The organism is Micromonospora sp. NPDC049257 (assembly GCF_040678915.1).
GTDB lineage: Bacteria > Actinomycetota > Actinomycetes > Mycobacteriales > Micromonosporaceae > Micromonospora > Micromonospora antibiotica.
The window spans coordinates 369,755-395,084 of record NZ_JBFAQU010000001.1 but is presented as its reverse complement, the minus strand read 5'-3'; the positions used below and the strand labels follow the sequence as shown (position 1 = coordinate 395,084).

Annotated in this window: 20 protein-coding genes and 1 pseudogene; 16 read left to right on the top strand and 5 right to left on the bottom strand. The window is 69.1% G+C overall.

Features of this window, described 5'->3' with window-relative positions; all coding sequences use genetic code 11:
- The first annotated feature begins 29 nt into the window (after positions 1–29).
- The 4 genes from AB0K25_RS01685 (at position 30) to AB0K25_RS01670 (ending at position 3,774) form a co-directional block, all read left to right on the top strand.
- Complete coding sequence (locus AB0K25_RS01685; RefSeq protein WP_219465377.1) at positions 30–509, top strand: methylated-DNA--[protein]-cysteine S-methyltransferase; 480 nt, start codon at positions 30–32, stop codon at positions 507–509.
- A 562-nt stretch (positions 510–1,071) separates the two neighbouring features.
- Positions 1,072–1,338 carry a hypothetical protein gene (locus tag AB0K25_RS01680; RefSeq protein WP_363817784.1) on the top strand — a complete coding sequence of 89 codons (267 nt, stop codon included), beginning with the start codon at positions 1,072–1,074 and terminating at the stop codon, positions 1,336–1,338.
- Positions 1,339–1,374: 36 nt separating this feature from the next.
- Positions 1,375–2,943, top strand: a complete 1,569-nt coding sequence (locus AB0K25_RS01675; protein ID WP_219465372.1) for a hypothetical protein — start codon at positions 1,375–1,377, stop codon at positions 2,941–2,943.
- Positions 2,944–3,378: 435 nt separating this feature from the next.
- Positions 3,379–3,774, top strand: a complete 396-nt coding sequence (locus AB0K25_RS01670; RefSeq protein ID WP_219465371.1) for a peptidase inhibitor family I36 protein — start codon at positions 3,379–3,381, stop codon at positions 3,772–3,774.
- A gap of 156 nt (positions 3,775–3,930) precedes the next feature.
- Here AB0K25_RS01670 and AB0K25_RS01665 read toward each other — a convergent pair whose 3' ends face one another.
- Complete coding sequence (locus AB0K25_RS01665) at positions 3,931–5,010, bottom strand: inositol-3-phosphate synthase (RefSeq protein WP_208565154.1); 1,080 nt, start codon at positions 5,008–5,010, stop codon at positions 3,931–3,933.
- A gap of 17 nt (positions 5,011–5,027) precedes the next feature.
- Positions 5,028–5,669, bottom strand: coding sequence for a PadR family transcriptional regulator (locus AB0K25_RS01660; protein ID WP_208565153.1), 642 nt, complete (start codon positions 5,667–5,669; stop codon positions 5,028–5,030).
- 175 nt (positions 5,670–5,844) lie between these two features.
- Between AB0K25_RS01660 and AB0K25_RS01655 the strand changes: the two genes are divergently transcribed.
- The 6 genes and pseudogenes from AB0K25_RS01655 to AB0K25_RS01630 all read left to right on the top strand — a co-directional run bounded on the left by AB0K25_RS01655 (position 5,845) and on the right by AB0K25_RS01630 (position 14,349).
- Complete coding sequence (locus tag AB0K25_RS01655; protein WP_219465368.1) at positions 5,845–6,291, top strand: DUF5318 domain-containing protein; 447 nt, start codon at positions 5,845–5,847, stop codon at positions 6,289–6,291.
- Positions 6,292–6,488: 197 nt separating this feature from the next.
- Positions 6,489–9,419: a transglycosylase domain-containing protein gene (locus AB0K25_RS01650; RefSeq protein ID WP_363817780.1), complete on the top strand. Its 2,931-nt coding sequence runs from the start codon at positions 6,489–6,491 to the stop codon at positions 9,417–9,419.
- A 177-nt stretch (positions 9,420–9,596) separates the two neighbouring features.
- Complete coding sequence (locus AB0K25_RS01645; RefSeq protein WP_219465365.1) at positions 9,597–11,096, top strand: glycosyltransferase 87 family protein; 1,500 nt, start codon at positions 9,597–9,599, stop codon at positions 11,094–11,096.
- 323 nt (positions 11,097–11,419) lie between these two features.
- A pseudogene (locus AB0K25_RS01640) lies at positions 11,420–11,645 on the top strand (helix-turn-helix domain-containing protein); the annotation flags it as partial.
- Between the two features lie 5 nt (positions 11,646–11,650).
- The gene (locus tag AB0K25_RS01635; RefSeq protein ID WP_219465363.1) at positions 11,651–13,870 is read left to right on the top strand and encodes a GDSL-type esterase/lipase family protein; all 2,220 of its coding nucleotides are present in this window, start codon (positions 11,651–11,653) and stop codon (positions 13,868–13,870) included.
- A gap of 32 nt (positions 13,871–13,902) precedes the next feature.
- Entirely contained in the window at positions 13,903–14,349 is a 447-nt protein-coding gene (locus tag AB0K25_RS01630; RefSeq protein ID WP_219465362.1) for a hypothetical protein, read from the top strand.
- Positions 14,350–14,385: 36 nt separating this feature from the next.
- Here the strand turns inward: AB0K25_RS01630 and AB0K25_RS01625 are convergent, their stop codons facing one another.
- Together AB0K25_RS01625 and AB0K25_RS01620 are read right to left on the bottom strand one after the other, a co-directional pair.
- Positions 14,386–16,530 (bottom strand): hypothetical protein, encoded by a 2,145-nt coding sequence (locus AB0K25_RS01625; protein WP_308290955.1) that lies wholly within the window; start codon positions 16,528–16,530, stop codon positions 14,386–14,388.
- A 243-nt stretch (positions 16,531–16,773) separates the two neighbouring features.
- Positions 16,774–17,556 (bottom strand): deoxyribonuclease IV, encoded by a 783-nt coding sequence (locus AB0K25_RS01620; RefSeq protein WP_208565149.1) that lies wholly within the window; start codon positions 17,554–17,556, stop codon positions 16,774–16,776.
- Positions 17,557–18,096: 540 nt separating this feature from the next.
- Here AB0K25_RS01620 and rpsF point away from each other — a divergent pair.
- The 4 genes from rpsF to rplI all read left to right on the top strand — a co-directional run bounded on the left by rpsF (position 18,097) and on the right by rplI (position 19,745).
- Positions 18,097–18,387, top strand: a complete 291-nt coding sequence (rpsF, locus tag AB0K25_RS01615) for a 30S ribosomal protein S6 (RefSeq protein WP_067301247.1) — start codon at positions 18,097–18,099, stop codon at positions 18,385–18,387.
- Between the two features lie 79 nt (positions 18,388–18,466).
- Entirely contained in the window at positions 18,467–19,003 is a 537-nt protein-coding gene (locus AB0K25_RS01610; RefSeq protein ID WP_208565148.1) for a single-stranded DNA-binding protein, read from the top strand.
- Positions 19,004–19,044: 41 nt separating this feature from the next.
- On the top strand, positions 19,045–19,284 hold the full coding sequence (rpsR, locus tag AB0K25_RS01605) for a 30S ribosomal protein S18 (RefSeq protein ID WP_007073789.1): 240 nt from the start codon (positions 19,045–19,047) through the stop codon (positions 19,282–19,284).
- A 14-nt stretch (positions 19,285–19,298) separates the two neighbouring features.
- Positions 19,299–19,745, top strand: coding sequence for a 50S ribosomal protein L9 (gene rplI, locus AB0K25_RS01600; protein ID WP_208565147.1), 447 nt, complete (start codon positions 19,299–19,301; stop codon positions 19,743–19,745).
- Between the two features lie 185 nt (positions 19,746–19,930).
- On the opposite strand, the gene AB0K25_RS01595 is transcribed toward rplI, so the two are convergent.
- Positions 19,931–21,670, bottom strand: a complete 1,740-nt coding sequence (locus AB0K25_RS01595) for a hypothetical protein (RefSeq protein WP_363817773.1) — start codon at positions 21,668–21,670, stop codon at positions 19,931–19,933.
- 408 nt (positions 21,671–22,078) lie between these two features.
- Between AB0K25_RS01595 and dnaB the strand changes: the two genes are divergently transcribed.
- Complete coding sequence (dnaB, locus tag AB0K25_RS01590) at positions 22,079–24,397, top strand: replicative DNA helicase (RefSeq protein WP_357533318.1); 2,319 nt, start codon at positions 22,079–22,081, stop codon at positions 24,395–24,397.
- 212 nt (positions 24,398–24,609) lie between these two features.
- Positions 24,610–25,323: a hypothetical protein gene (locus AB0K25_RS01585; RefSeq protein WP_363817770.1), complete on the top strand. Its 714-nt coding sequence runs from the start codon at positions 24,610–24,612 to the stop codon at positions 25,321–25,323.
- Positions 25,324–25,330: the final 7 nt, after the last annotated feature.

The following is a 25,330-nucleotide window of genomic DNA, read 5'->3' as shown; positions in this document are numbered from 1 at the left end:
GTGTCGGTCGGGGCGGGAAGAATGGCGGTATGCGCTGGACCGTGCTCCACTCGCCGATCGGGGAATTCTCCGTGGCCACCGACGACACGGCGGTCTGTGGCACGCACTTCGGCCGGGTCGCCTCGGCCGACGACGAACCCGCCAACGGGCTGGCCGGCCGGGCGGTCGCCGAATTGCGGGCGTACTTCGCCGGTGAGCTGACCGGGTTCACCGTGCCGGTGACGGTGCCGCGCGGGTCCGAGTTCGAGCGCGCCGTCTGGCGGGAGATGACCCGCATCCCGTACGGGGAGACGCTCACCTACGGCGAGGTGGCCCGGCTGGTCGGCGACCCGGGCGCGGCACGGGCGGTCGGGGTGGCCTGCAACCGCAACCCGGTCCCGGTGATCGTGCCCTGCCACCGGATCGTCGGCGCGGGCGGCAAACTGGTCGGCTTCGGCGGCGGCCTGCCCCGCAAGGTGACCCTGCTGGAGTTGGAGGCGGGGGTGGCGCTGCGCCGCGCCTGGTCGTGACGATCAGATCGCCGATCAGTGCGGCAGGACCGGGTGGGCGTGGACGCCGGTGTTTTTCGGTTTTTCTGGGTGGGCAGCGGCAGCGGGACGAGTTGCGGGGCCGCGAGTGTGTGCCGGGCGTGGGGCGCCTGGGCAATCTCCGTCGGACAACCCTGGGCCCTGGCTCGGATGGTGGTCGGCCAGCCGGGCACATGCCCCTCGGTGGTTGATGAATTCCCAGCTCACAGATATATGGCGAGTTTTTCGGGGGGCCTGCCCGAATAGCAGGAACCCACCTCCGCAGCCTTCCGAACAATCATCATGTTGTTCCCGCAAGCAATTATCTGAGCTGCGTGATGACTCAGTCCGGCATTGAGATTCGGTGAGTGGGGGGAGCAAGATCGGAGGTGCGGGCGGGAGTTCGACGACGGTGTTCCGTTAGATCCGACTCCCTGCGCCGAATCTTCCAACGAACAACGCGCGACGTGACACCGTCGTGCCGGCAAGGAGTTCCGACATGTCTTCTCAACACCAGCTGGATGGCGGCCGTCCGCGGCGGCGTGGGGCCGACGGGGGTGCCCTGGTGGCCATTCTGCTGGCCATGCTGATGATCTACTCGGCGCTGGTGATGCGCGATGGCGGGTCCTGGCGGGTGGCGGTCGCCATGCCGGCGATCCTCGGGATCGTCGCGGTCCAGATGGCCCGCTGGACGTCGCAGACCTGGGGCCGCAGCCACCGGCGGACGCTGCGCCGGCTGTTCGACATTCTGGGCCCGGAGACCGGACCCGGAGGCCGGGACGTCGCAGAACTGGCGGGTCGATCCGACGGACAGACTCCCGAAGGCCGGTGACGGTCGTCCTACACGCGCAGGAAGGTCAGAACGAGAGTGCAGAGCCCGGCGGCACCGCCGACCGAACACGGGACAACCAAGAGGACGGGCCGGCCGCTGAACCCGGTGGTGGGCTTCGGCCCGGCCGCCCAACTCGCTCAGAAGCTGCGTGACGCGTACCTGGCCGCTGGTGAGCCGCCCATGAAACGCGTGGCGCGCAAGGGCGACGTGAGCACGAGTACGTTGTCGGAGAACCTCAGTGGTCGGAGGATCCCCACGTCGCGTGTGTTGGACGCCTTCCTCGTCGGTATCGGCGTCACCGACGAGGTCGCGCGCGACTGGCGACGACTTCGCGAGGAGGCAGTTGAGGCCGCCGAGCGGTTCGAGCCGGACGGCCGCATCGCCTCGTCGTCAGGCCTGCTCGTCGCGCTGCGTCGGCTCAGGGCGGAGCAGCGGCTGACCGACGAGGAACTCGAACGGCGGCTCGACGCGGTGAGTGGGGAGCGACTGAAGGGCGCGTTGTCGGGTCCGGTGCCGAGAAGAGCACAGGTTGACGCCATCCTGGCCGGTGAGGTCGACCCCGGTCCGGATGCGCTGGGTTACCTCGTCCTCTGCCTCGGTGCACACGAGAGCCAGGTCCGCGCCTGGTGTGCGCTGGCCGATCGCCTCGGCGAACAGCAGACGGAACCGCGGGACCCGTTGCCTGATCCGCTCGTCGCATCGACCCGGGCGGCAGACGCAGTGATCGCCTCGGGTGCGGCGGCCGAGGGGACTCCTGGGCCCTCGATCGTGCGACCATCCCGGCGGCGGTGGCACATGCTGGCGGCGGTGGCACTGACCGCCGTTTCCCTGGTTCTCCTGGGCATGGCGACGGCCGACCGCAGGCGCGACCGGGTCGCGCCGGACAACGAGCGGGCCGGTGGTCCGGTGGTGGAGGAGGCGCCGGACGGTCGGTACGAGGTCTTCGTGCTGGACCAGCGGATTGTGGTCACACCGCAGTCGGCGATCGCCCGGGAGGATGCGGTGCTCACCAGGCTGGTCGTCTCCCGGACGACCACCTCGTCCGAGGTGGACGCCTACGAGGAACGGGAGTTCCGGAGGACCGTCATTGACGGGCAGGACTGCGAGTCCAGCACGCTGATCCACGCGGACCACCGGAGGGAGCCTGAGCCGACGCAGTGCACTGCCTCCGCGCTGACCCGGTTGCGGGTCCCGAACCCGTCGACGGACCCCCGGGAACTCAGCCGGCAGCTCCTGGTCGATCAGGGAGCCGAGCCGGGATCAACGGCCGAGTCGCTGGCCGTGCTCCGGGGGATAGCCAACCTCAACAAGGAGCACTGCCTCGGCTCCGCACAACGAGCGGCGCTCCTGCGGGTGCTGGCCGGTCTGCCTGGTCTGGTGTTCCGTGACTGGTTGATAGACGCGACAGGTCGGCAGGGACTGGCGTTCAGCATCGACGGCGAAGCCGCGAAGAATGCTGTGGGCACCCGGGACACGCTCGTCATCGACCCTGCTCGCGGTGCGCTTCTGTTCCACGAGCAGACCGTACGTCCCGAGTCGCCGGTGCCGGTGGTCGAATCCGGAACCACGTTCGTGGACTGCGAGCTGAGGAAGGGGCGCGACTGAGCAACCGCCCGGGGAGGGTGGGTCTTCTGCGAACCCCCCCCGGGCGGCAGTACCGTCGAGCCGAGGTGTCAGAAACGCGGCCCGAAAAGGCGAACCGGGAATGCGCCATGTGAAGAATGACGCCGACGGTGACGGTTTCCGGCACGGATGGTGCCGATGATCTGCTGCCCACGGGTCGATCCCACATGGTCATGCCCTTGATCGCCGGCGACGGAACTGATCCGCCCGATCCGGGGCGGCAAACAGTTTAGCGGAAATCGATGATCGCAGCCGTCCTACGGCCGATCAGAATTCCCTTCCGGTCTGGCGATCATTCGTGGCGCGACTCTACCCTGAGCCAACGGGCGTCACTGAGCGTCGCCGCTCGATCTCAGAGCGTTCATCGATTGCTCCTGGCCTGCCCTGCTGTCGCTCGACCGAGGGAGGGAAGCCACCATGATCCGTGCCGTTCGCCGCCTGTTGGCCGGCGTGATGATCAATTTACTGATCATATTCGGCAGCTTCTCGGCCGCGACCCCTGCGGCTGCGGCATCGGGAACCTCGCCAGGTGTGCTCGCCGCCCCCAGTTGCCCGGACGGGTGGTTCTGCTTCTACGACGACGTGCGATTCGGCACCCCCTACGGGAAGCTGTCCGACTGCGGCTGGCAGAACCTGGCCACCTGGGGCTGGCAGAACCGCACGGAAGCGGTCTACTACAACCTGAAAAGCGGTTCGGTGACGTTCTACGAGAGCAACGGAACTCCGCTTTTCACGGTGAGCGTCTCGAAGAGATCCATCAGCGATGTCTATCCGAAGCAGAACAGGGCGGACAAGGTCTACCGGGCCTGTTGAACACGGACAGCCCTTCGGGTCGATCCTGGAACCGGCGCGACCTTGCCGGGCGGACCTTTCTGCCGGCGGCTGTCGCCGTACCTGGAAATGGTGGACCGAACGCGTGAGGGCCGGGTCCGCACGGACCCGGCCCTCGACGGTGCGGTGGTCGGCGCGTCAGCGCTCGATGTCGCCCTTGATGAAGGACTCGACGGCGGCGTGCGCGTCGTGGTCGGCGTACTGCTCCGGCGGGGACTTCATGAAGTAGGAGGAGGCCGAGAGGATCGGGCCACCGACCTTGCGGTCCAGGGCGATCTTGGCGGCCCGGACGGCGTCGATGATGACACCGGCGGAGTTCGGCGAGTCCCACACCTCGAGCTTCAGCTCGGCGTTGAGCGGGGTGTCACCGAAGGAACGGCCCTCCAGGCGGATGTACGCCCACTTGCGGTCGTCCAGCCACGGCACGTGGTCCGACGGGCCGATGTGCACGTCGCTCTTGACCATCTCGTGCGGGATCTGGGACGTGACCGACTGGGTCTTCGAGATCTTCTTCGAGACCAGCCGGGTGCGCTCCAGCATGTTCATGAAGTCCATGTTGCCGCCGAAGTTGAGCTGGTAGGTGCGCAGCAGCTCGACGCCCCGGTCCTCGAACAGCTTCGCCAGCGCGCGGTGCACGATGGTGGCGCCGACCTGGCTCTTGATGTCGTCACCGACGATCGGCAGGCCGGCGTCGGTGAACTTCTGCGCCCACTCCGGGTCGGAGGCGATGAAGACCGGCAGCGCGTTGACGAAGGCGCAGCCGGCGTCGATCGCGGCCTGGGCGTAGAACTTGGCGGCCTGCTCGGAGCCGACCGGCAGGTAGCAGACGACCACGTCGACCTGGGCGTCGCGCAGCGCCTTGGTCACGTCGACCGGCGCGGCGTCGGACTCCTCGATGATCTCGCGGTAGTACTGGCCCAGGCCGTCGAAGGTCGGGCCGCGCTGGACGCTGACGCCGGTGGGCGGCACGTCGCAGAGCTTGATGGTGTTGTTCTCGCTGGCGACGATCGCCTCCGCGAGGTCCATGCCGACCTTCTTGGCGTCCACGTCGAACGCCGCGACAAAGTCCACGTCCGATACGTGGTAGTCGCCGAAGGTGACGTGCATGAGACCCGGGACGCGGTCGTTCGGGTCGGCGTTGCGGTAGTACTCCACGCCCTGCACGAGGGACGAGGCGCAGTTACCCACACCGACGATGGCGACGCGGACGGAGCCCATAGCGTCTGCCTCCTTCTTCATGACGGCCGCTCATTCCTGGACTCTCCAGGCGGAGGCGGGCTGTTGTTGTCTCGTGGACCGCCGGCCGTCCCGGGTCGCGGGACTGTCGGGGCACGGCCGGAGCGCTCGTTGGCGATGAGCTCCTCCAGCCAGCGGACCTCGCGCTCGCAGGCGTCGAGGCCGTGGCGTTGCAGTTCCAGGGTGTACGCGTCGAGACGCTCGGCCGCCCGGCCCAGCACGTCCCGAAGTCCTTCGCGACGCTCCTCGATCGTGCGGCGGCGACCCTCCAGGATGCGCAGCCGGGTCGCCTGGTCGGTGCGGGCGAAGAACGCGAAGTGCACACCGAAGCCCGTGTCGTCGTACGTCTCGGGCCCGGCCTGCGCGATCAGTTGGGCGAAGCGTTCCTTGCCCTCCGCAGTGATCTTGTAGACCACCCGACCTCGTCGGCTGGTCAGTGCGGGAACCTCCTCGGCGGTGGCCGGTGCGTCGGCGGCCTCGGTGATCCAACCCGCCGCCTGCAACCTGCGCAGGGTCGGGTAGAGCGAGCCGTAGCTGATCGCCGCCCGGATGGCGCCGAGCTTGGCGGTGAGCTCCTTGCGGAGTTCGTAGCCGTGCATCGGGGCCTCCTGCAGGAGGCCGAGGATGGCGAGCTCGAGCACGGGCCACCCTTTCCTTACCCTCGGAGCGGCTGATTAACCGCCTCGATGTATCGGACCGATACATCGCACGTTAGTACCTCCCCCGCTGTCAGGGCAAACCCCCGTTCTGCGCCAGCCCGTGCACGGATCGTGACGGTGGTCGCCCCACCCGATCGGAACGCGTACCCTTTGCCGCATGCGCACGTCTCGTCAGGTGGTCGACTACTCGCTGCAGAAGCGAGCAGTGCTGCGTGACGTGCTCGCCGGGCGGATCGGCACGTACGACGTGTGCGACGCCTCGCCCTACCTGAAGAACGCGGCCCGGTTCCACGGGGAACCGACCGAACAGCGGTGCCCGATCTGTCGGAGCGAGAACCTCACCCACGTCCACTACATTTACGGGGACGAACTCAGGCAGTCCGCCGGCCAGGCGCGCACGCTGGCCGAGTTGCCCGCGCTGGCGATGACGCTGCGTGAGTTTCAGGTCTTCGTGGTGGAGGTGTGCCTCGGCTGTGACTGGAACCACCTCGTCGAGCAGTTCCTGCTCGGCGGGGACGGGCTGGCCGACGGCGGTCCGGAACAGGGCGCTGCGGAGTCCGCCGCCGCCGCCCGGCAGGAGCGAAGGCGAGAGGCGCAACGGTGAACCTGGCTGATCCGGTCGACTCGGGTGTCGTACGACACAGACACCGCGACCGGCGGCCCATCGGCCCGATTGGCCCGAATGATGTGGAATTTGCAGCGCGCACCCGGCTCATCGCCGGCCTCATGGCGCGTGTGTCAGCTCACGGCAACCCGGTGGTGGCGCCCCCGCGTCCCACCGCGACCGGCAGGGTGTGAGGAATGAACTCGTACGGCGATCCCAGTTCCCCGCGCGCGCGGGCCCAGGTACCGGGTTCGAACGGCGGCCCCGGACCGGGGGCGGACGACGCGTACCCCCGATGGGGCGGTGACGACCGGGGTGCCGCCCCGGCCGGCCGGGCCTCGGTCGGCGGTGCCGCGCCCACCGGGCGGGCTTCGGCGGCGGTGCCCCCGCCGCGCGCGACAGGTGGCGCGGCCCCGGTCGGCCGGGCTACCCCGGGCCGGGCCTCGGTGCCGGTCTCCCCGGCCGGGCCGGGTCGGGCCTCCGTGCCGGTCTCCCCGGCCTCGCCGGGATGGGGTGGCGGGGGTCGGGCCTCGGTGCCGGTCTCCCCGGCGGGCGGACCGGCCGGGCGGGCCAGCGTCGGGACGGCTTCCGCCGGCCGGGCCAGCGTCGGCGCGGCCTCGGTCGGCTCCGCGGGTCGCGCCTCGGTGGCGCGGGCCGGCGTCGCGCCGGTCGGCGGCGGCGGGCCGGGTGGGCCGGGCGGCCCGAACGGGCCGGGTCGCGGCTACGGAGGTGGTGCCGGCGGTGGGCGTGGACGCGGCCCGGGTGACCCGGACGCGATGGCGAAGGCCAAGCGGCGCAAGCGGATCAACCTGCTGATCGCCGGCTTCGCGGTCTTCATCATGCTCGCCGGCCTCGGCGTGGTCGGCTTCACCTACTACTCCACCACCGTGGTGCTGCCCAACCAGATCAAGCTGCCGCTCGCCACGACCATCTACGCCAGCGACAACAAGACGGTCATCGCCAAGGTGGGCGAGCAGAACCGCACCTTCGTCTCGATCAACCAGATCCCGCAGCACATGCGCGACGCGGTGGCGGCGGCGGAGGACAAGAACTTCTACGAGCACGCCGGTGTCGACTACAAGGGCATCGCCCGCGCCGCCTGGAACAACCTCTCCAACGGCGACAAGCAGGGCGCCTCGACGATCACCCAGCAGTACGCCCGCAACGCCTACGAGAACCTCCAGGACGACTCGTACGCGCGAAAGGTGAAGGAGGCGATCGTCGCCTCCAAGCTCAACGATCAGTTCACCAAGGAACAGATCATGGAGCACTACCTCAACACCATCTACTTCGGCCGCAACGCGTACGGCATCGAGGCGGCGGCGCAGACCTACTTCGGCAAGTCGGTCTCGAAGATCGACGTGGCCGAGGCCGCCGTGCTCGCCGCCCTGATCAAGCAGCCGGAACCGAGCGCCACCCACAAGGGTTTCGACCCGGCGCTCAACCCCGCCGAGGCCAAGGACCGCTGGGACTACGTCATCAAGAACATGATCGAGATGCGCTGGGTCGATGCCCCCGGCCGGCCGGCGCATCCGACGGAGTACCCGACGAAGACGCTGCAGACCCCCAAGGAGTCCCGGTCGGGCGTCAAGTTCGGCGTCAACACCCCGATCGGCAACGTCATCAACTACGTCTCGGCGGAGATGCGGGAGAAGAAGCTCTGCACCGACAACGACGCCGAGGTGACCGAGCGCAAGCCGCGCTGCTCGGCGATGCTCCGCGAGGGTGGTTACCGGATCCGGACCACCATCGACAACAAGGTGCAGAAGGCCGTCACCAGCGCCGCCCAGCGCGGCACCAAGGGCTCCGAGTTGGACGGCGCGCGCAAGAACCTGATGGCCGCTGTGGTCTCCATCGACCCGCGTAACGGCCGGGTGCTCGGCTACTACGGCGGGGACGACGGCACCGGCACCGACTACGCCGGCACGAACACCGACACCAACGGCAACATCACCGGCGGGCACTCGCCCGGCTCCAGTTTCAAGATCTACACGCTGGCGGCGGCGCTGGAGGCGGGCAAGTCCGTCGACTCGCGCTGGAAGGGCCGGGCGTTCACCCCGGAGGGCGTGGAGTTCCGGGTCAGCAACGCCGGCACCGACAACCCCAAGTGCGGGGACTCCTGCACGCTGCGGGAGTCCACGCTGCAGTCGTTGAACGTGCCGTTCTACCACGTCAGCCTCGATATCGGGCCTGACAAGATCGTTGACATGGCGGCCAAGGCCGGCGTCAGCATGATGTGGCAGACGAACGTGAGCCCGCCCAAGGGGCACGACCTGACCAAGGAGAAGGCCGCCGACCTTGCGCCCGACCCCTTCTACCACGTGGTCGCCTACGGTCAGTACCCGATCACCGTGCTCGACCACGCCAACGGCATCGCCACCTTCGCCAACAAGGGCATCTACAACAAGGCCCACTTCCTGATCTCCGCCGAGAAGCAGAACAAGGAGACCGGCAAGTGGGAGAAGCTCGGCGGCGAGCAGCTCAAGCCGCAGAAGCGGATCAACCCGGACGTGGTCGCCGACGTGACCGACGTGTTGGAGGCCTACCCGGGCCGGATCAACCACACCTTGGCCGATGGCCGGAAGTCGACCGCCAAGACCGGCACCTGGGAGCTCAAGGAGGGCACCACCCAGAACGGTGACGCCTGGACCGTCGGCTACACCCCGCAGCTCGCCACCGCCGTCTGGGTGGGCAACAAGGGCAAGCGGGAAGCGATCAAGCTGAACAACGGCGCCAACATGACCGGTTCCTCCATGCCCGGCGAGATCTGGGAACGGGTCATGAACGGCGCCCTCAAGGGCGAGGAGAAGCTGGACTTCCCACCGGCGGCGAAGGTCGGCGACCCGGAGTCCGGCAACGGCACCCCGCCCCCGCCCCCGCCGCCGCCGCCGAACCCGAACGGCCAGAACTGCGCACCGACCGACCTGCAGTGCCTCCTCGGCGGTGGTAACCAGAACGGCAACAACCCGGGCGGCAACAACCAGGGCGGGAACCAAGGCGGGAACCAGGGAGGGAACCAGGGAGGGAACCAGGGCGGCGATCCGCCGACCCCACCCAACCAGAACCTCCCCGGCCAGAACGGCGGGAACGGCGGCGGACTGCTGCCCACCCCGCGTACCCGGGACTGAGCTGACCAGCACACCGACGAGCGTCTATGCCGCTGCCGGCGACCCGCAGACCTGCGGATCGCCGGCAGCGGCGTCTTTCGGCAGGCCCCCACCGGGGCGGTCCGCGCGGGGTTAAGCGGGCCGCCGGCGGAACATGCTGCTCGTCCGAGAGCCATTCATAGGGCAGGATGCATTCTCATGAGCACCCAGCCGACGACCGGCATCGACGACGCCGGGAGCAGCGACCACCCGTCCCGATCGGACGGCTTCGTCCGGGGCGTCTCCGAGGCGATCGGCGGGCCGCTCGGCGACCACGCCGTCGCCGTCGACCGGCCCGCCGGTCGGGAGAGCCGGTTCTGGACGGCGGCCCGGATCGTGCTGGCCCTGGCCTGCCTGACCCTGGCCCTGCACTGGGTGCAGAAGGCGCCCTGCCAGAACGGCGCCTGGCAGAACAACATCCAGTACACCCGGATGTGCTACACCGACGTGCTGGCCCTCTATTACGCCGAGGGCCTGCACGAGGGCAAGGTCCCCTACCGGGACCACCCGGTGGAATACCCGGTGCTCACCGGCTACATGATGGGCGCCCTCGGCCTGCCGGTGCACGCCGTCGGGGTCGACGACCCGACGATCAACCAGGGCCGGTGGTTCTACAACGCCAACGCGTTGGCCCTCAGCGCGCTCGCTGTCGCCACCGCCGCGGTGATCCTCGCCCTGCGCCGCCGACGACCCTGGGACGCGGCACTCTTCGCGCTGGCCCCGGCGCTGTTCCTCACCGCCACCGTCAACTGGGACTTCCTCGCCATCGGGCTGGCCGCTCTCGGGCTGGCCGCCTGGGCGAAACGACAACCCGTACTGGCCGGCATCCTGCTCGGACTGGGCGGTGCGGCGAAGATGTGGCCGCTGTTCCTGCTCGGCCCGATCCTGATCCTCGGCCTGCGCGCGAATCGGCTGCGGGCCGCGTTCACCGCCGTCGCCACCGGCCTGGTCGCGCTGGTCGCGGTGAACCTGCCGACGGCGATCCGCTACCCGGACAACTGGGGGCGGTTCTTCGACCTGAACACCACACGGCCCATCGACTGGGGCACGCTGTGGTACATCGGGCGGTACCTCGACGGCAAGGTGAACACCGGCGCTCCCGGCGACCAGGGCCCGTTCCAGTGGCTGAACGGCAACATCCCCACCCTCAACAACCTGTCGTACGCCCTGTTCGGGCTGGCCTGCATCGGCGTGGCCGTGCTGACCCTGCGGGCACCCCGCCGGCCCCGGCTGGCCCAGCTCGCCTTCCTCGTGGTGGCTGCCTTCCTGATCTTCAGCAAGGTCTGGTCGCAGCAGTTCGTGCTCTGGCTGCTGCCGCTGGCGGTGCTCGCCCGACCCCGCTGGGGGGCCTTCCTCGCCTGGCAGTTCGCCGAGGTGTGCTACTTCGTCGCCTTCTACGGCGAACTGCTCGGCTCGGCCACCAGTCGGCCGGTCTTCCCCGAGGGCGTCTTCGTGCTCGCCTCGTCGCTGCGGCTCGGCACGGTGGTGGTGCTCTGCGTCCTGATCGTCAAGGACATCCTGCACCCGGAGCGGGATGCGGTGCGCCAGACCTACCTCGACGACCCGGACGGCGGCGTGTTCGACGGTGCCCCCGACGCTCCCTGGCTGGCCAAGCTCCGGGGAAGAACCGAACTCCGGGCTGTCGTGCAGGATCGGTAGTGGAGCGGTGTCCTACCTGAGAGACGCTTCTCGCAGGCGAGCGTGAGGAGGGCTTTGTGGATGGCGGCCTGGATCTCCCACCTGCCATCGCCCGACGCCGCGTCGGCCACGGCTGCGGCCTCGGCGCACGACGATGAGTCGTCGAGTAGGCCACCGCACTGTTGCACTGGTTCCGCCGCCTCCGCATCCGCTGTGATTCCTTCGCCCGATGATGCCGCGCTTACGACCAACGATCTGCATTCCGGCGTCCGAGTGTCGGCTCCGCCTGAAAACTGACCACGTGGTTCCGGCTGAATCGGGACCACCTCCTGAAGCATCGGGAGGTGCTGAACGTGGAGGACTGGGCGGAGATCCGGCGGCTGCGGCGGTCGGAGGGCATGGCGATCCAGGCCATCGCACGGCGGTTGAGGATGTCTCGCAACACCGTGAAGAAAGGCCCTGGCCAGTGATGGGCCGCCGCGGTATCGGCGGGCGGCGAAGGGCTCGATCGTGGATGCCGTCGAGCCGCAGATCAGGGCATTGTTAGCGGAGTTCCCGGACATGCCCAGCGGGCGGTGGCGCTCGACTTCGCCGCGAATGTAGCGGCGGGCCTGCGTGTGCTTCAGGACAAGTGGAACCAGACCCGGAGCGCCTCGTTGATCATCAACGACGGGAACCCCGCCGGCTTGGAGAACTGGTTCTACGCCCTCTGGGCGTACAACTCGGGCCTGCATCCCAACCTCGGCACCGGCGAGCCATGGGGTCTCGGCTGGGGCAACAATCCGGCGAACCCGCGGTACCGGCCGGACCGCCGACCGTTCCTTGAAGACAGCTACGCCGACGCGGCCAAGCCGCAGTTCTGGCCCTATCAGGAGAAGGTGCTGGGATTCGCCGGGCATCCGCCGAACCTGCTGGAGGGGCCGGATACCTTCGTGGCCGGCTTCCGGGCTGCCTGGTGGAGCACCGTCGAGGACCGGGAGAAGGTCAAGCCGCCGGTGAACTTGTTCTGTGACGCGTCCAACGACTGTCATCCTGGGGAGCTGCACACCCCGGACGATCCGGACGTGGTGGGTGAGCCGGCCGGGCCGTGTGCGCATCGCAACGCGGCAGGCAAGTACGACCTGGTGTGCTGGTTCCACAAATCGGTCAACTGGAAGGGGAGCAGTCAGCTCGGCAATGAGGTGCTGCGCTTCGATCCCGGCTACGCATACCAGGACGACGCGACAACCTATCTGCCGAAGTGTGATCTGACCGGCCTGCCGACGGGCAGCCTGGTGATCGACGATGTGCCCGGGGGTACTCCACCCGTCCGTGCGGGTTGTACGAACAGTTGGACCAATTCCGGCACCTTCGGGCTGAGCTTCGCTACCGACTCCGTGGGAAATCTGCCCTCCAAGGTCGACTTCCATCAGATCGGTGGTGGCTTCGGTGGACACTTCTGGTTCGCCCATACCTGGGCTCCAGGTGATCTGGGCGGCAAGATGAAGGTCGCTGGCACCTGGACCCTCAACCAGGCGGTCACCGGTTGGGCGCGGGTGATGGTGCATATTCCGGATCACGGCGCGCACACCCGGCAAGCCACCTACGAGATCGACCTCGGGCAGGGATTCGGGGCTGGTAAGAAGCGGGTCGTCCTGCAACGGGTGCAGAGCAATCAATGGGTGTCGCTCGGGGTGTTCAAGTTCACCGGAACGCCGAAGGTGCGGCTGACCAACGACGCGTATGACGGAACCGGGGACGAGGATGTGGCGTGGGATGCCATCGCGATCCAGAAGTTGACAGCCAAGCCCCGCCACCAGGTCGTTTCTCTGGGTGATTCGTACTCGTCGGGTGAGGGGGTCTCAAGCTCGAACGGGTCCGACTATTACCGGGAGACCGACTACAAGCAGATCGTCAACGACGAGGTTCGCTATCAGGACGTCTGCCACCGGTCCCGGTCCGCCTGGTCCCGGTTGGCGAAATTCTCCGACAGTACGTCAAGCATCGGCTCCCGTTCGGACGGTTGGGATCCGAACCTGGATTATCAGTTCCTCGCCTGTTCCGGTGCTCAGACGGAGCAGCTGCTTCCCGGCTACACCGTCCCAGCCGGGCAGCCGTTGCCGACGAATGCGTGGGGCGAGGCGGCCGAATACCATTCAGGTGAGATGTCGCAGCTCGACCGAGGTTTTCTGGACGAGAACACCACGTTGGTGACACTGTCGATCGGCGGTAATGATGCCCGCTTCGCCAATGTGCTCCAGTTCTGTTTCCTGAACAGCTTTAACTGCGACACCGACACCTATCCCGGTGACACCAAGCCGCTTGCTGCGCAGGTCAAGGCAGACATCGAGGGGCCAGTGAAGCAGTCCATCAAAACAGTATTACGAGAGATCCACAAGAAGGCGCCAAGTGCGCAGATCATGCTAATGGGCTATCCGAAGCTGTTCGAGGACACCGGGCCACTCTGCATGCCCGAGATCAGCGACGGGGAGCGGAAGTGGTTGAATAACACGGCCATGCTGCTGGCTTCGGTAATGGGCCTCGCCACGACTGAAGCCAGCTCGGAGGGCATCCCCACTTATTTCGGTGATCCCACCTTTGCGTTCTCCGGTCATGGTGTCTGTGCTCAGACGGAGGAAATCCACAGGGTGGTTTACACCCTGACTCCGGGCGAGAATGGGGAGTTACTGGACGAGCTGCCGGAAAGCTGGAACAAGTACGGCATTTCGCAGCAATCATTCCATCCCAACCTAGGCGGCTCTAACCGCTATGCTTCGGTGATGAATCACGTCGTCGTCGATTTCATGGGCCTGTGATCAGAGCTTTCCGAGCGGTGCCGGTGGGGAGGATGCTCCTCCTCGCCGGCACCGCCCTGCTCTGCCTCACCAGCTGTGGTCTCGACTCCGAGGCGCGGGCGGTCGACACGGCGACCGACTCGGTGCGGTCCCGCGCCGAACTGGCCCGGCGTACCGCTGTCGCAGTCCTCGCCGACCCGCACACTGCCGAGCGTGACCCGGCAGGCCAGCTGGCCGCTCTGGCCGGGTCGGTGGGCACCACAGAACGTTTCGGCACGGTCTTCGCCAGCCGGTCCTCCCCTGATGAGCGGCTGGAAGTGGACGTCTACTACGACGGGACCGCCAACGGCGGTGGATTCGTCGCCGCCGAGGTTCACGTCCGGCTCTGTGTGCGGTTGGCCGGCGTCGCCGAGAAGGACCCTCAGGTGACGATGACCGATACCGCCTGCCCCGGGATCCCCGACGGGTCCGACCGCCGAATCGTGAAGCTCACTGATTAGAAGCCTCCGCTGTGCCGTGCCGACGGGAGCAGGTGCTCAGAGACGGAACACGACGGCGTTGCCGACCTGCTGACGGGTGATGCCCAACTGCTCGACCGGCGCATCCACCGTCACCTCCCACGGCGTACCGACGATCTGGTCCCGCAGCACCACCACGTTGCGTACGCCGAGGGTGCGCAGGTAGTCGACGCTGGTCTGGTCGGGGAAGGCCGCCGTCACCCGACGGACGTCGTCGAGCTGCTTCGGGGTGAAGCCGCTGCCGCCGTTGACCACCTGCTGGAAGCGGCTGGTCGACCAGAGCATCACCGGCTGGTCCTGGTTCTGGCTGCTGGGCAGCACCAGCAGCGGACCGTCCACCGTGCGCATCGCCGCCGGCTGCTCCGGCACCACCGGGTGCGGTGTGGTGTTCAACCCCTCCACGACCACCAGCAGCAGCGGCAGCAGGGTGGCCACGCGCAGCCACGGTGACGGCCGGGAGGGCACCCGCTCGGTGCTCAGCTCGCGGACCCGCTGGGCGAAGGCGCTCACCGCACCGGCGGCCAGCAGGCCGAGCAGCAGCGTCGTCCAGAGCATCATCCGACCGGGCGTACGCAGACCGTTGAAGCCCGGCAGGTGGTCGAAGAGCGGCGCATAGGTGAAGGTGCCGTCGAAGAACCGGGTGCCCATCGCCAGCACCATGGTGACCAGCACCCCGGCCAGCATGAACAGCCGGTGCCGCAGCCGCCACACCGAGAGGAACAGCCCGCCGGCCGCCAGCGCGTACAGCACGAAGCCCGGCAGCAGGGTCATCTCCGGATGCCAGGGCAGCGCCGCCCGCGCCCCCTCGTGCAACCCACCCCAGATCCACGACTCGCCGGGCGCGGTGAAGAAGCCGCTCGCCGGTGGTGAGTAGACACCGATGTCGCCGATCGTCCGTTCCGCGTTGGGGTGCAGCTCGGCGACCTTGAAGTACGGCACCGCCAGCAGCGCGCCGACGGCGGCGAAGAGGAGCCCGCCGACCAGGTCGGCCACGAACAGCCGCCGCCCGAAGGGCCGCCGCCCCTGCCGCCGCCGCCAGAACCACACCACCGCCGAGACCAGCAGGATGACCGCGAGGACGTACGCGAAGACCAGGCCGATGCCGAAGCCCAGGCTGAGCTGCCAGGCCGCGACCGCCCACCCGGCGTACGCCCAGCCGACCCGGCGGCGTTCGGGGCGGTAGCCGTGCCGCAGCGACCAGCCGTGCCCCCGGGCCAGCATGGCCAGCGCCAACGGGATACCGCCGTTGGAGACGATGTGCAGGTGACCGGCCTGGGCGAGCAGCCACGGCGCGTACGTGTAGCTGACCCCGGCGACGGCCGACCCGATCCGTCCCGCGCCCAACTGCCGGGCCAGCACGTACGCCCCGAAGGTGGCCATCGCGTGCGCCAGCACGAACATGATGTTGTAGCGGAGCACGGCGGCGTCCGGGCCGGTGCCGAGCAGACCGACCGGGGCGTACCCGAGCAGCATGTCGGAGAAGGCGAAGCTCCACGGCTCCGGGAAGAACGTGTTGGACTGGAACAGCTGCCCCGGGTCGGTCCGCAGGGCATGCCCGGACCAGGCCATCTGCCAGGCCTGGAGGCTCGGGTCCCAGTAGTCCTGGGGGAGCGTGTAGAGCGGGTAGCGCAGGGTCGGCCAGGTCATCCCCACGGCCAGCGTGAGCGAGCCGAGGACGGCGAGCGTCCACTCGTGCACCAGGAACCGGCCGGTGGCGTGGGCTGCCCGGACGGGGCGGCCGGGCACCGGTTCGGGCGCGGGCGCGAACGAGGTCCACGGATCGGCCTCGGCCGCCGGCTCCTGCTGCTCCGCTTCGCCCCCGGCCGGCCCGTCACCCCGGCTCTTCCCGGCTTCGTCTTTCCCGGCCCTGCTTCTCCTGAGCCGGTCTTTCCAGGTCCTGGGCTTCGCAGCCGGGTCGATCGTCGTGCCGGCCTGGTCGGCTGCCACCGCGATCGTCGCGCCCTGGTCGGCTGCCACTGCGGTCGGTGTGCCGGCCCGGTCGGTCGCCACCGTGGTCGGCGCTGCGGCCTTCTCCGTGGTCGTCCCGGCCGGCTGGGCCTTCGCCCCGGTCGGCCCGGGGTCGGCCCCGGCCTTCCCGCCGCCGGCCCTCCCACCCTCGGCCCGGCTCTCGTCGGCTACCGGGCCGCCCTCGGCGGGCTCCACGCCGGCTCCGTCGGCCTGCAAGTCGGGTCCGCCCGGCTCACCGCCCGACCCGGCCGGCTCACCGCCCGACCCGGCTGGCTGCGGGTCGGGTCCGGTGGCCGGGGGCGGGTCGTTCCTGCCCGGCTCCGAGCTGTCCCGCGCGTCGGGTGCCGGCCGGTCCTGCGGCGACCCGGGGGTGGGGTCCGTGCCGCCGGTCTGCCGTGGGGGTGGGCTGCCGCCCGTCGCGTTGGTGGTCATCGGCGCTCAGGCCCCCGTGCCGAGCTGCCCACGGAGGAAGGCGATGTCGGCACCCTGACCGGTCGCCCCGCCGGGGGTCTCCACGATGACCGGGGCGTCCGCCGCCCGGATCACCGCCACCAGCAGCTCCGGGTCGATGGTGCCGCCGTCGAGGTTGTCGTGCCGGTCCTGCCCGGAGTTGAACCCGCCCTTGGAGTTGTTCGCGTGCACCAGGTCGATCCGGCCGGTGATCGCCTTCACCCGGTCGACCAGGTCGAGTAGCTCCTCGCCACCGGCGTACGCGTGGCAGGTGTCGAGGCAGAAGCCCACCTCGTAGTCACCGAGGGCGTCCCAGAGCCGGGCCAGCGCGTCGAGCCGCCTGGCGCAGGCGTTGTCGCCGCCGGCGGTGTTCTCGATCAGGACCGGCACGGGGAAGCCACCGGAGTCGGCCGCGTAGGCGAAGGTCTTGCGCCAGTTGTCGAAGCCGACGGCGAGGTCGTCACCGGCATTGACGTGGCCGCCGTGCACGATCAGCCCCCGGGCGTCGAGCTGCGCCGCCGCAGTGGCGTGGGCCAGCAGGAGCTTGCGGCTGGGGATGCGGATGCGGTTGTTGAGGGTGGCCACGTTGATGACGTACGGGGCGTGCACCCAGAGGTCCACGTCGGCGGCGCGCAGCCGGTCGGCGTCCTCCCGGGGTTTCGGGGCCTTCCAACCCTGCGGGTCGGAGAGGAAGAACTGCACCGCCTCGGCGGTACGGGTGGCCGCCTCCGCCAGCGGGTCGGCCTGGTCGACGTGGGCTCCGATACGCATGCAGGCGAGCCTACGTCCCGTCCCCGACGCCGGCTGGTGACGGTCGCGGGCAAGTCGCGCCGTCCCGCCGCCCCGGTCCGCCGCGTCGCAGGGTGCGTGGCGTCACCCGGTGACCGCGGCGATCGTTGACCGAGGTAGGGCAGTGGGACGAATAGTTGCAATTCGGCTATCACGTGACGATTGCCGTTGTACCGTCAGATAACAACAGGATGAAGCTCCGCGGGGTGTCCTCGATCCAACCTCATCGGTGTGGTCGTTCCTCCCCAGGTCCCACCCAAGGAATGCGGACGGGACGCCCCGCGGCCCCGTGGACAGGGGTCCACCGCCGGCCTTCGGGTGTCGCGGTGGGCCCCTGTCGCCCTTCCTGCCCGGCCGGGTCACCCCGTCGGGTCGACCTGCCCGGGCATGATCGTCGGGGCCGGGTATTCTGGTCCGGTTGTCCGCGTCCGGTCGGGTTCCCCCGCTCCGGGACGGGCACGACGCACGACCTCCTGCCACGGAAGGACCGTGGCCGCCTAGCCCACAGGAGGTGAGCACGTCTTGCGTCATTACGAAGTAATGGTGATCCTCGACTCCAGCCTCGAGGAACGCACCGTCGCACCCTCGCTCGACACGTACCTGAACGTGATCCGGACCGCGGGTGGCTCGGTCGAGAAGACCGACGTGTGGGGCCGCCGGCGCCTCGCGTACGAGATCAACAAGAAGGCCGAGGGCATCTACGCCGTCATCGACCTTCAGGCGACGCCGGAGGCGGTGGCCGAACTCGACCGCCAGCTGCGGCTCAACGAGTCCGTGCTGCGCACCAAGGTCATCCGGCCGGAGATGCGCTAAGCATTCAACCCCGGTTCGCCCGGATCAGCCTCGTCGGTGATGTCGTACGGCTCTGCGAGTCTGTACGACGCAACGATGAGTGCGCGAGGAGTTGGTCATGGCAGGAGACACCACCATCACGGTCATCGGCAATCTGACCGATGACCCCGAGTTGCGGTTCACCCCGTCGGGTGCGGCGGTCGCCAAGTTCCGGGTCGCTTCGACGCCCCGGTTCATGGACAAGACCACCAACGAATGGAAGGACGGCGAGCCGCTCTTCCTGGCCTGCACCGTGTGGCGGCAGGCGGCGGAACACGTCGCCGAGTCGCTCCAGCGGGGCGCCCGCGTGATCGTCTCGGGTCGGCTGCGTCAGCGGTCGTACGAGACCCGCGAGGGTGAGAAGCGCACCGTCATCGAGCTCGAGGTCGACGAGATCGGCCCGTCGCTGCGCTACGCCACGGCGAAGGTGCAGAAGATGTCGCGTTCCGGTGGTGGCGGCGGTGGCTTCGGTTCCGGTGGCGGTGGCAATCAGGGCGGCGGCGGAGGCAACTTCGACGACCCCTGGGCCTCTGCTGCTCCGGCTCCCTCCTCGCGCGGTGGTTCGGGCGCCAATTTTGATGAGGAGCCACCGTTCTAATGGCGCCGAGCGCCCGCGATCGTAAACCAGGAGCACGTGCAATGGCCAAGGCTGCGGCACTTCGCAAGCCGAAGAAGAAGGTGAACCCGCTCGACAAGGACGGGATCACCTATATCGATTACAAGGACACCGCGCTGCTGCGTAAGTTCATCTCCGACCGCGGCAAGATCCGCGCTCGGCGGGTGACCGGGGTCACCTCCCAGCAGCAGCGGCAGATCGCCCGTGCGGTCAAGAACGCCCGTGAGATGGCGCTCCTGCCGTACACCGCCACGGCCCGCTGAGAGGAGGCACCGACATGAAGATCATCCTGACCCAGGAAGTTTCCGGTCTCGGTGCCCCCGGCGACATCGTCGAGGTCAAGAACGGCTACGGCCGTAACTACCTGCTGCCGCAGGGCTTCGCGATCAGCTGGACCAAGGGTGCGGAGAAACAGGTCACGGTCATCAAGCGGGCCCGCTCGGCCCGGGAGATCCGCGACCTGGGCCACGCCACCGAGGTCAAGGACCAGCTTGAGGGCCTGAAGGTCAACCTGAAGGTCCGCGCCGGCGACGGTGGCCGGCTCTTCGGCTCGGTCACCCCGGCCGAGGTCGTCGACGCCGTCAAGGCGGCCGGCGGCCCGGTCCTCGACCGTCGTCGGCTGGAGATGCCCGGTCACATCAAGTCGACCGGCGCCTACCCGGTGCGGGTCAAGCTGCACCCCGAGGTGTCCGCCAAGTTCGACCTCAACGTCGTCCAGGGCTGACCTCACCGCACAGCATCACCCGACATGGCCCGCACCGGCACCCGGTGCGGGCCAAGTCATGTCCACCGACGGCCCGGGGCTCTGCGGCGGCGTCCCTTCACCCCTGGGACTGTCGACCGCACACCACCCCAAGCCAGGCTCGGCGGCACCGCGCGGCGCCACCGACGCCGGAAGCTCCGCGCAGGTCAGCCGATCGGCTGACCGGTGATCGCGCTGATCAACACGGTGGACAGGCCACCACCCACCACCGCCGCCGCCAACGCCACCGTCGCCGGCCGCCAGGTCGTCCCCACCCGGCGCAGCAGGACCGCCACCACCAGACTGCTCAGCAGCGACAGCCCGAACCGGGGTGCCCCCGCGACCAGGGAACCGAAGGCGTGCGCCCGGGGCGGTTCACACCCGCCGCCGCTGATGTCCGTGACACAGCCGGCCGGTGGCTGACCGTCCAGGGTCAACAGCCACAGAAACACCAGCACCGCCGGCACCAGGTAGCAGGCGGCGGTGTAGACCAGCGGGCGCAGCGGGCCACCCGGGTCCGGGTCGAGCAGGTCGTCCTCCAGGCGGCGGCTCCACGAACCGGCACCCACCGATCCGATCCGGTCCCGCAGTGCGGCCGTCGCCACCGACCGGCCCGACGCCGGCTCGGCCCGACGCCGGGGCACCGGCCGGGGCCTCGGTGCCGTGTAACCCACCACCGGAGAGCGGGGTGCCGAGGTCGGTGGGTCCATCCACCGGGGATCGTCGCCGGCCAGCCGGGTGCCCGACCAGAACCCCTCCGGCTGCTCACCCCACGGCCAGCCCTCGCCACCCGTCACCGGCTGCGAGGACCGGGGAGGCACCGACCGTTCCCACCGGTCGGCGTCGTCCCGGGCCCGGCGGCCGTCACCGTCGGCGTCCCACCGGTCGGCGTCGTCCCGGCCCCAGCGGCCGTCACCGCCGGTGTCCCGGCGGCCGATCCCGCCCGTGTCCCGGCGGTCGACCTCGTCACGATCCGCGGTCACCGACCCCCACCGGCCGACACCGCCCGTGTCCCGGCGGCCGACCTCGTCACGATCTGCGGTCACCGACCCCCACCGGCCGACGTCCGTCCGGTCCCACTGCGCGGTGTCGGTGAACCGGTCCCACTGGCCGGTGTCGTCGCTCTGCTCCCACCGCGACGCCCCGCCGGGACGCTCCCAGCGGTCGTCAGCCACCGGACTCTGCCAGCTGTGCACGCCGGACGCGTCCCACGGGTCCACCGCAGGCCGGTACTCCGGCTCCGGCTCGGCGGAACGGCTCCACGGGTCGCTCGCCGGACGGCTTCCCGGGTCGGTCAACGGCCGGGCCCACGAATCGTCGGTGTTGCGCCGCCGTCGCCGGGGCGGTTGCTCAGGTACGGCCTCCACCGGCAGGTCGGAGTCGTCACCGCCGGACCAGATCACCTCGGGCCGGCGGGACGGCGACCGCCGCGGGCGAGCCGTCGGGGCGGCCCCGGAGACCGGCGCACCCTCATCGGTGTCCGCCCGCCGGCTGCCGACGTACCCCTGATCCTGCGGGCGGTCGAAAGTCCACTCCCGGGTGTGGTCGGACTCGGGGGCGGCGGCGATGGCGCGGGTTTCCCGCCGTTCGCTCTCCCGCCGCCGTCTGGCGGCACGACGACCCACCCCGGAGACCGGAGGGGCGTCGTCGTCCTCGTCGTCCGGGGCGGCATGCCGGCCACGGCCGTCGGCGTGGGCGATCCCCGACTCGACCGCCCACCGGGGCAGGTAGGCGTCGACGGGCTCCTCCTGGCCACGCTCGACCGCCCGGCGGCGGCTCGGCGTGCGGTAGCGGTCCGTCGAGGAGTGTGAAGCTGACAGGACCGGGTCGCCGAGGTCGTCCCACGGGGCGATCGGCTGACGCTCGCGCGGGTTGCCCTCCCCGCGCTCCCAGTCCCGGTAACTCACGGCCGGAGCGTGACCCTTCTCAACCGAAAGTGCAATCCGCTGTCCAGGTGTAGCCGTTTCGCAGAGATAGTACGGGAAGACCGACCCAAGAGCCTTACCAGAAATTATTCGTCCACAGGGTGGGGACAAAGAAACACCAGGTCAGAGCCGTGGAGCCCGGATTTCCTCCACAGTTTTCCACAGGCTGTGCACACGCTGCGCACATGGTTGTCCACTCGCGTCCACAGGTTGTCCCGAGGCTCATCCACCGCGCCGGTTGAGGGTCTGACCTCGGGGTCCGTATCGTGGGGCACCGACCGGTCGCGCGATGGCCCCCCGATCGACCCGACCGGCAGGTGGCACACCACCGGCGTACCGCTGGGGCCAGCTCGACGCTGTGGAGGGGGAACCGTGTCGGTCACCGACGACATGCGGGCGGAGCCCCGGGCAGCGGGGCAGTCGTCCGCCCCGCCGCCCCGCGACGGCCAGTTCGACAAGACCCCACCCCAGGACGTGGCCGCCGAGCAGTGCGTCCTCGGCGGCATGCTGCTCTCCAAGGACGCGATCGCCGACGTCGTCGAGATCCTCAAGTCGACCGACTTCTACCGGCCCGTCCACGCCACCATCTTCGACGCGATCCTCGACATCTACGGGCGCGGTGAGCCGGCCGACGGCATCACCGTCGCGGCGGCCCTCGCCGACTCGGGGGACCTCGCCCGGGTCGGCGGCGCCCCCTACCTGCACACCTGCATGGCGGCCGTCCCGACGGCGGCGAACGCCTCCTACTACGCCCGGATCGTCGGCGAACGCGCGGTGCTGCGCCGGCTGGTCGAGGCGGGCACCCGGATCGTGCAGCTCGGCTACGGCACCGCCGCCGGGGGCAGCCGCGACGTCGACGACGTCGTCGACCTGGCCCAGCAGGCGGTCTACGAGATCACCGAACGGCGGGTCAGCGAGGACTTCGCGATCCTCGCCGACATGCTCCAGCCCACCCTCGACGAGATCGAGGCGGTCGGCGCGCAGGGCGGCGTGATGACCGGGGTGCCGACCGGCTTCACCGACCTGGACCGGCTGCTCAACGGCCTGCACCCGGGGCAGCTCATCATCGTGGCCGGCCGGCCCGGTCTCGGCAAGGCGCTCGCCCTGGACACGCCGCTGCCCACCCCCGACGGCTGGACCACGATGGGTGAGGTCGAGGTCGGCGACCGGTTGCTCGCCGCCGACGGTACGCCGACCACGGTCACCGCCGCGTTCGCCGTGATGCACGGGCGTCCCTGCTACGAGGTCGAGTTCTCCGACGGCAGCGTGATCGTCGCCGACGCCGAGCACCTGTGGCAGACCAGCACCCGGACGTGGGCCCTCGCGCCGGCAGGCGGCATACCGGCAGACGCAGCTCAGGGCCCCGCCGAGGCCGGCTACGGCGTAGTCACCACGGCGCAGATCGCGGCGACGCTGCGTACCGGCCCGGAGGGAAGCCCCCGCCACGCCGTCGCCACCTGCGCCCCCCTGCAACTGCCCGAGCGGGCGGTGCCCATCCCTCCGTACGGCCTGGGTGGCTGGCTCGGCGACGGCCGGGCCGACCCGGGTCATCTCGCCGGGTCCTTCCTGGCGACGCTGCGGGAGATCGGCGTCCTCGCGGACAAGCACATCCCCCGGGACTACCTGCGCGGCTCCGAGGCGCAACGTCGGGCGCTGCTCGCCGGGTTGATGGACACCGCCGGCACCCTCACCCCGACCGGCGACCTCCGGTACACCTCGATCTCGCGTCGGCTGACCGGTGACGTGCGGGAACTCGTGGTGGGTCTCGGGTACCGCTGCACGGTCACCGAGCGGCCGGCACCCGGTCGGACCGGGACGACGTACACGGTCGCCTTCGCCACCCAGGACGCCGTCTTCCGCCGCGAGCCCAGGGCGTCCGCCGAGGCCGTCCGCCCACGCACCGACCCGGGTGTCCGGTACGTGGTGGACGTGCGGCCGGTGGCCAGCGTGCCGGTGCGGTGCGTGACCGTCGACAACCCGGACCATCTCTACCTGGCCGGCCGGTCGATGATCCCCACCCACAACAGCACGGCCAGCATGGACTTCGCCCGCAACGCGGCGATCCGGGCCAACCAGGCCGCCGCCATCTTCTCGCTGGAAATGAGCAAGGTCGAGATCGTCATGCGGCTGCTCTCGGCCGAGGCGCGGGTCCCGCTGCACGTGCTGCGCAGCGGGCAGCTCTCCGACGACGACTGGACCAAGCTGGCCCGCTGCATGGGTGAGATCAGCGAGGCGCCGCTGTTCGTGGACGACACGCCGAGCATGAACCTGATGGAGATCCGGGCGAAGGCGCGGCGGCTCAAGCAGAAGCACGATCTCAAGATGATCGTCGTCGATTATCTCCAGCTGATGACCTCACCGAAGCGCACCGAGAGCCGTCAGCAGGAGGTCGCGGACCTGTCCCGTGGCCTCAAGCTGCTGGCCAAGGAGGTCGAGTGCCCGGTGATCGCGGTCAGCCAGCTCAACCGTGGCCCCGAGCAACGCACCGACAAGCGACCCCAATTGTCCGATTTGCGCGAATCTGGCTCGATCGAACAAGATGCTGACGTCGTCATCCTGTTGCACCGCGACGACTACTACGACAAGGAGTCGCCGCGCGCCGGAGAGGCGGATTTCATAATCGCCAAGCACAGGAATGGTCCGACCGATAGTATAACGGTCGCGGCCCAGCTTCATCTCTCTCGATTCGTCGATATGGCTATCGGATGACCGGGGCCGGGAGGTAACTCGCCGGTGAGCGGCGACGAGACGTGGTCGTACGTGCGGAGAGCGGGGAGAGCATCACGAGTATCGCCCTGCGTTACGGGGTGACAAGGCAGGCGATCCGAGGGATGCTCCGTCGTTGTGGCGTACCTGCGCGTCGGACCGGGAGGCTGACGGATGCGCAGCGGGAGGAAGTGATAAATCGATTTCTCAACGGAGTGAGCCTCGGGCAGATCGCCACCGAGTTCAGCGTCACGGTTCCGTCTGTTCGCGGCCTGATCTCCCGCCGAGGAATCAATATCCCATCAGTCTCGGAGGGTTTGCGGCATGATGCCTTCGACAGTCTGACGCCTGATGCCTGCTACTGGATCGGGTTCCTGTTCGCTGACGGATGTGTCAGCTACCGGCCAGGTCACCTGCCGCAGATATCGATAGGGCTGGCTGAGCGAGACCGAGGCCAGTTGGTCGCGCTGCGGGATTATCTGGGCTGTGGTAACAGCATCTCCCAAACAAATCCGACCCAAGGATCGTGTCAGTTCTCCGTGCGTTCGCGGAGCTTGGCGGACCGGCTCATCGAATTGGGCAGATACGATGATTCCATCGACGAGCGGTTGGTCGTCTCGCGCGACTTCTGGCGTGGTGTCGTCGATGGTGACGGCTCGCTGGGGATCTACAAGAGGGCAGCCCCGAGCGGTCGAACCTTTGCTCAGTTCAGAGTGGTCGGAAGACGACATGTCATGACCGCATTCGTTTCTTTCCTCGAAAGTAGCGGCATCAGTGGTCTGTCGGTGCGTCCACACAAGAGTATCTGCACTGTCGGAACCACCTGTGGGCCGGCCGAGAGGATAGCCTCCCTCCTCTACCTCAATGCCGAACCGGCGCTGGCCCGGAAGGCGGAGATTGCCGCACAGATGATCGTCCGCCAGCGGTAGCACATCA

Coding starts and splice junctions, on each gene's coding strand:
- AB0K25_RS01685 (WP_219465377.1), top strand. CDS start 30: ATGCGCTGGACCGTGCTCCACTCGCCGATCGGGGAATTCTCCGTGGCC.
- AB0K25_RS01670 (WP_219465371.1), top strand. CDS start 3,379: ATGATCCGTGCCGTTCGCCGCCTGTTGGCCGGCGTGATGATCAATTTA.
- AB0K25_RS01665 (WP_208565154.1), bottom strand. CDS start 5,010: ATGGGCTCCGTCCGCGTCGCCATCGTCGGTGTGGGTAACTGCGCCTCG.
- AB0K25_RS01655 (WP_219465368.1), top strand. CDS start 5,845: ATGCGCACGTCTCGTCAGGTGGTCGACTACTCGCTGCAGAAGCGAGCA.
- AB0K25_RS01650 (WP_363817780.1), top strand. CDS start 6,489: ATGAACTCGTACGGCGATCCCAGTTCCCCGCGCGCGCGGGCCCAGGTA.
- AB0K25_RS01645 (WP_219465365.1), top strand. CDS start 9,597: ATGAGCACCCAGCCGACGACCGGCATCGACGACGCCGGGAGCAGCGAC.
- AB0K25_RS01630 (WP_219465362.1), top strand. CDS start 13,903: ATGCTCCTCCTCGCCGGCACCGCCCTGCTCTGCCTCACCAGCTGTGGT.
- AB0K25_RS01620 (WP_208565149.1), bottom strand. CDS start 17,556: ATGCGTATCGGAGCCCACGTCGACCAGGCCGACCCGCTGGCGGAGGCG.
- rpsR (WP_007073789.1), top strand. CDS start 19,045: ATGGCCAAGGCTGCGGCACTTCGCAAGCCGAAGAAGAAGGTGAACCCG.
- rplI (WP_208565147.1), top strand. CDS start 19,299: ATGAAGATCATCCTGACCCAGGAAGTTTCCGGTCTCGGTGCCCCCGGC.
- dnaB (WP_357533318.1), top strand. CDS start 22,079: ATGCGGGCGGAGCCCCGGGCAGCGGGGCAGTCGTCCGCCCCGCCGCCC.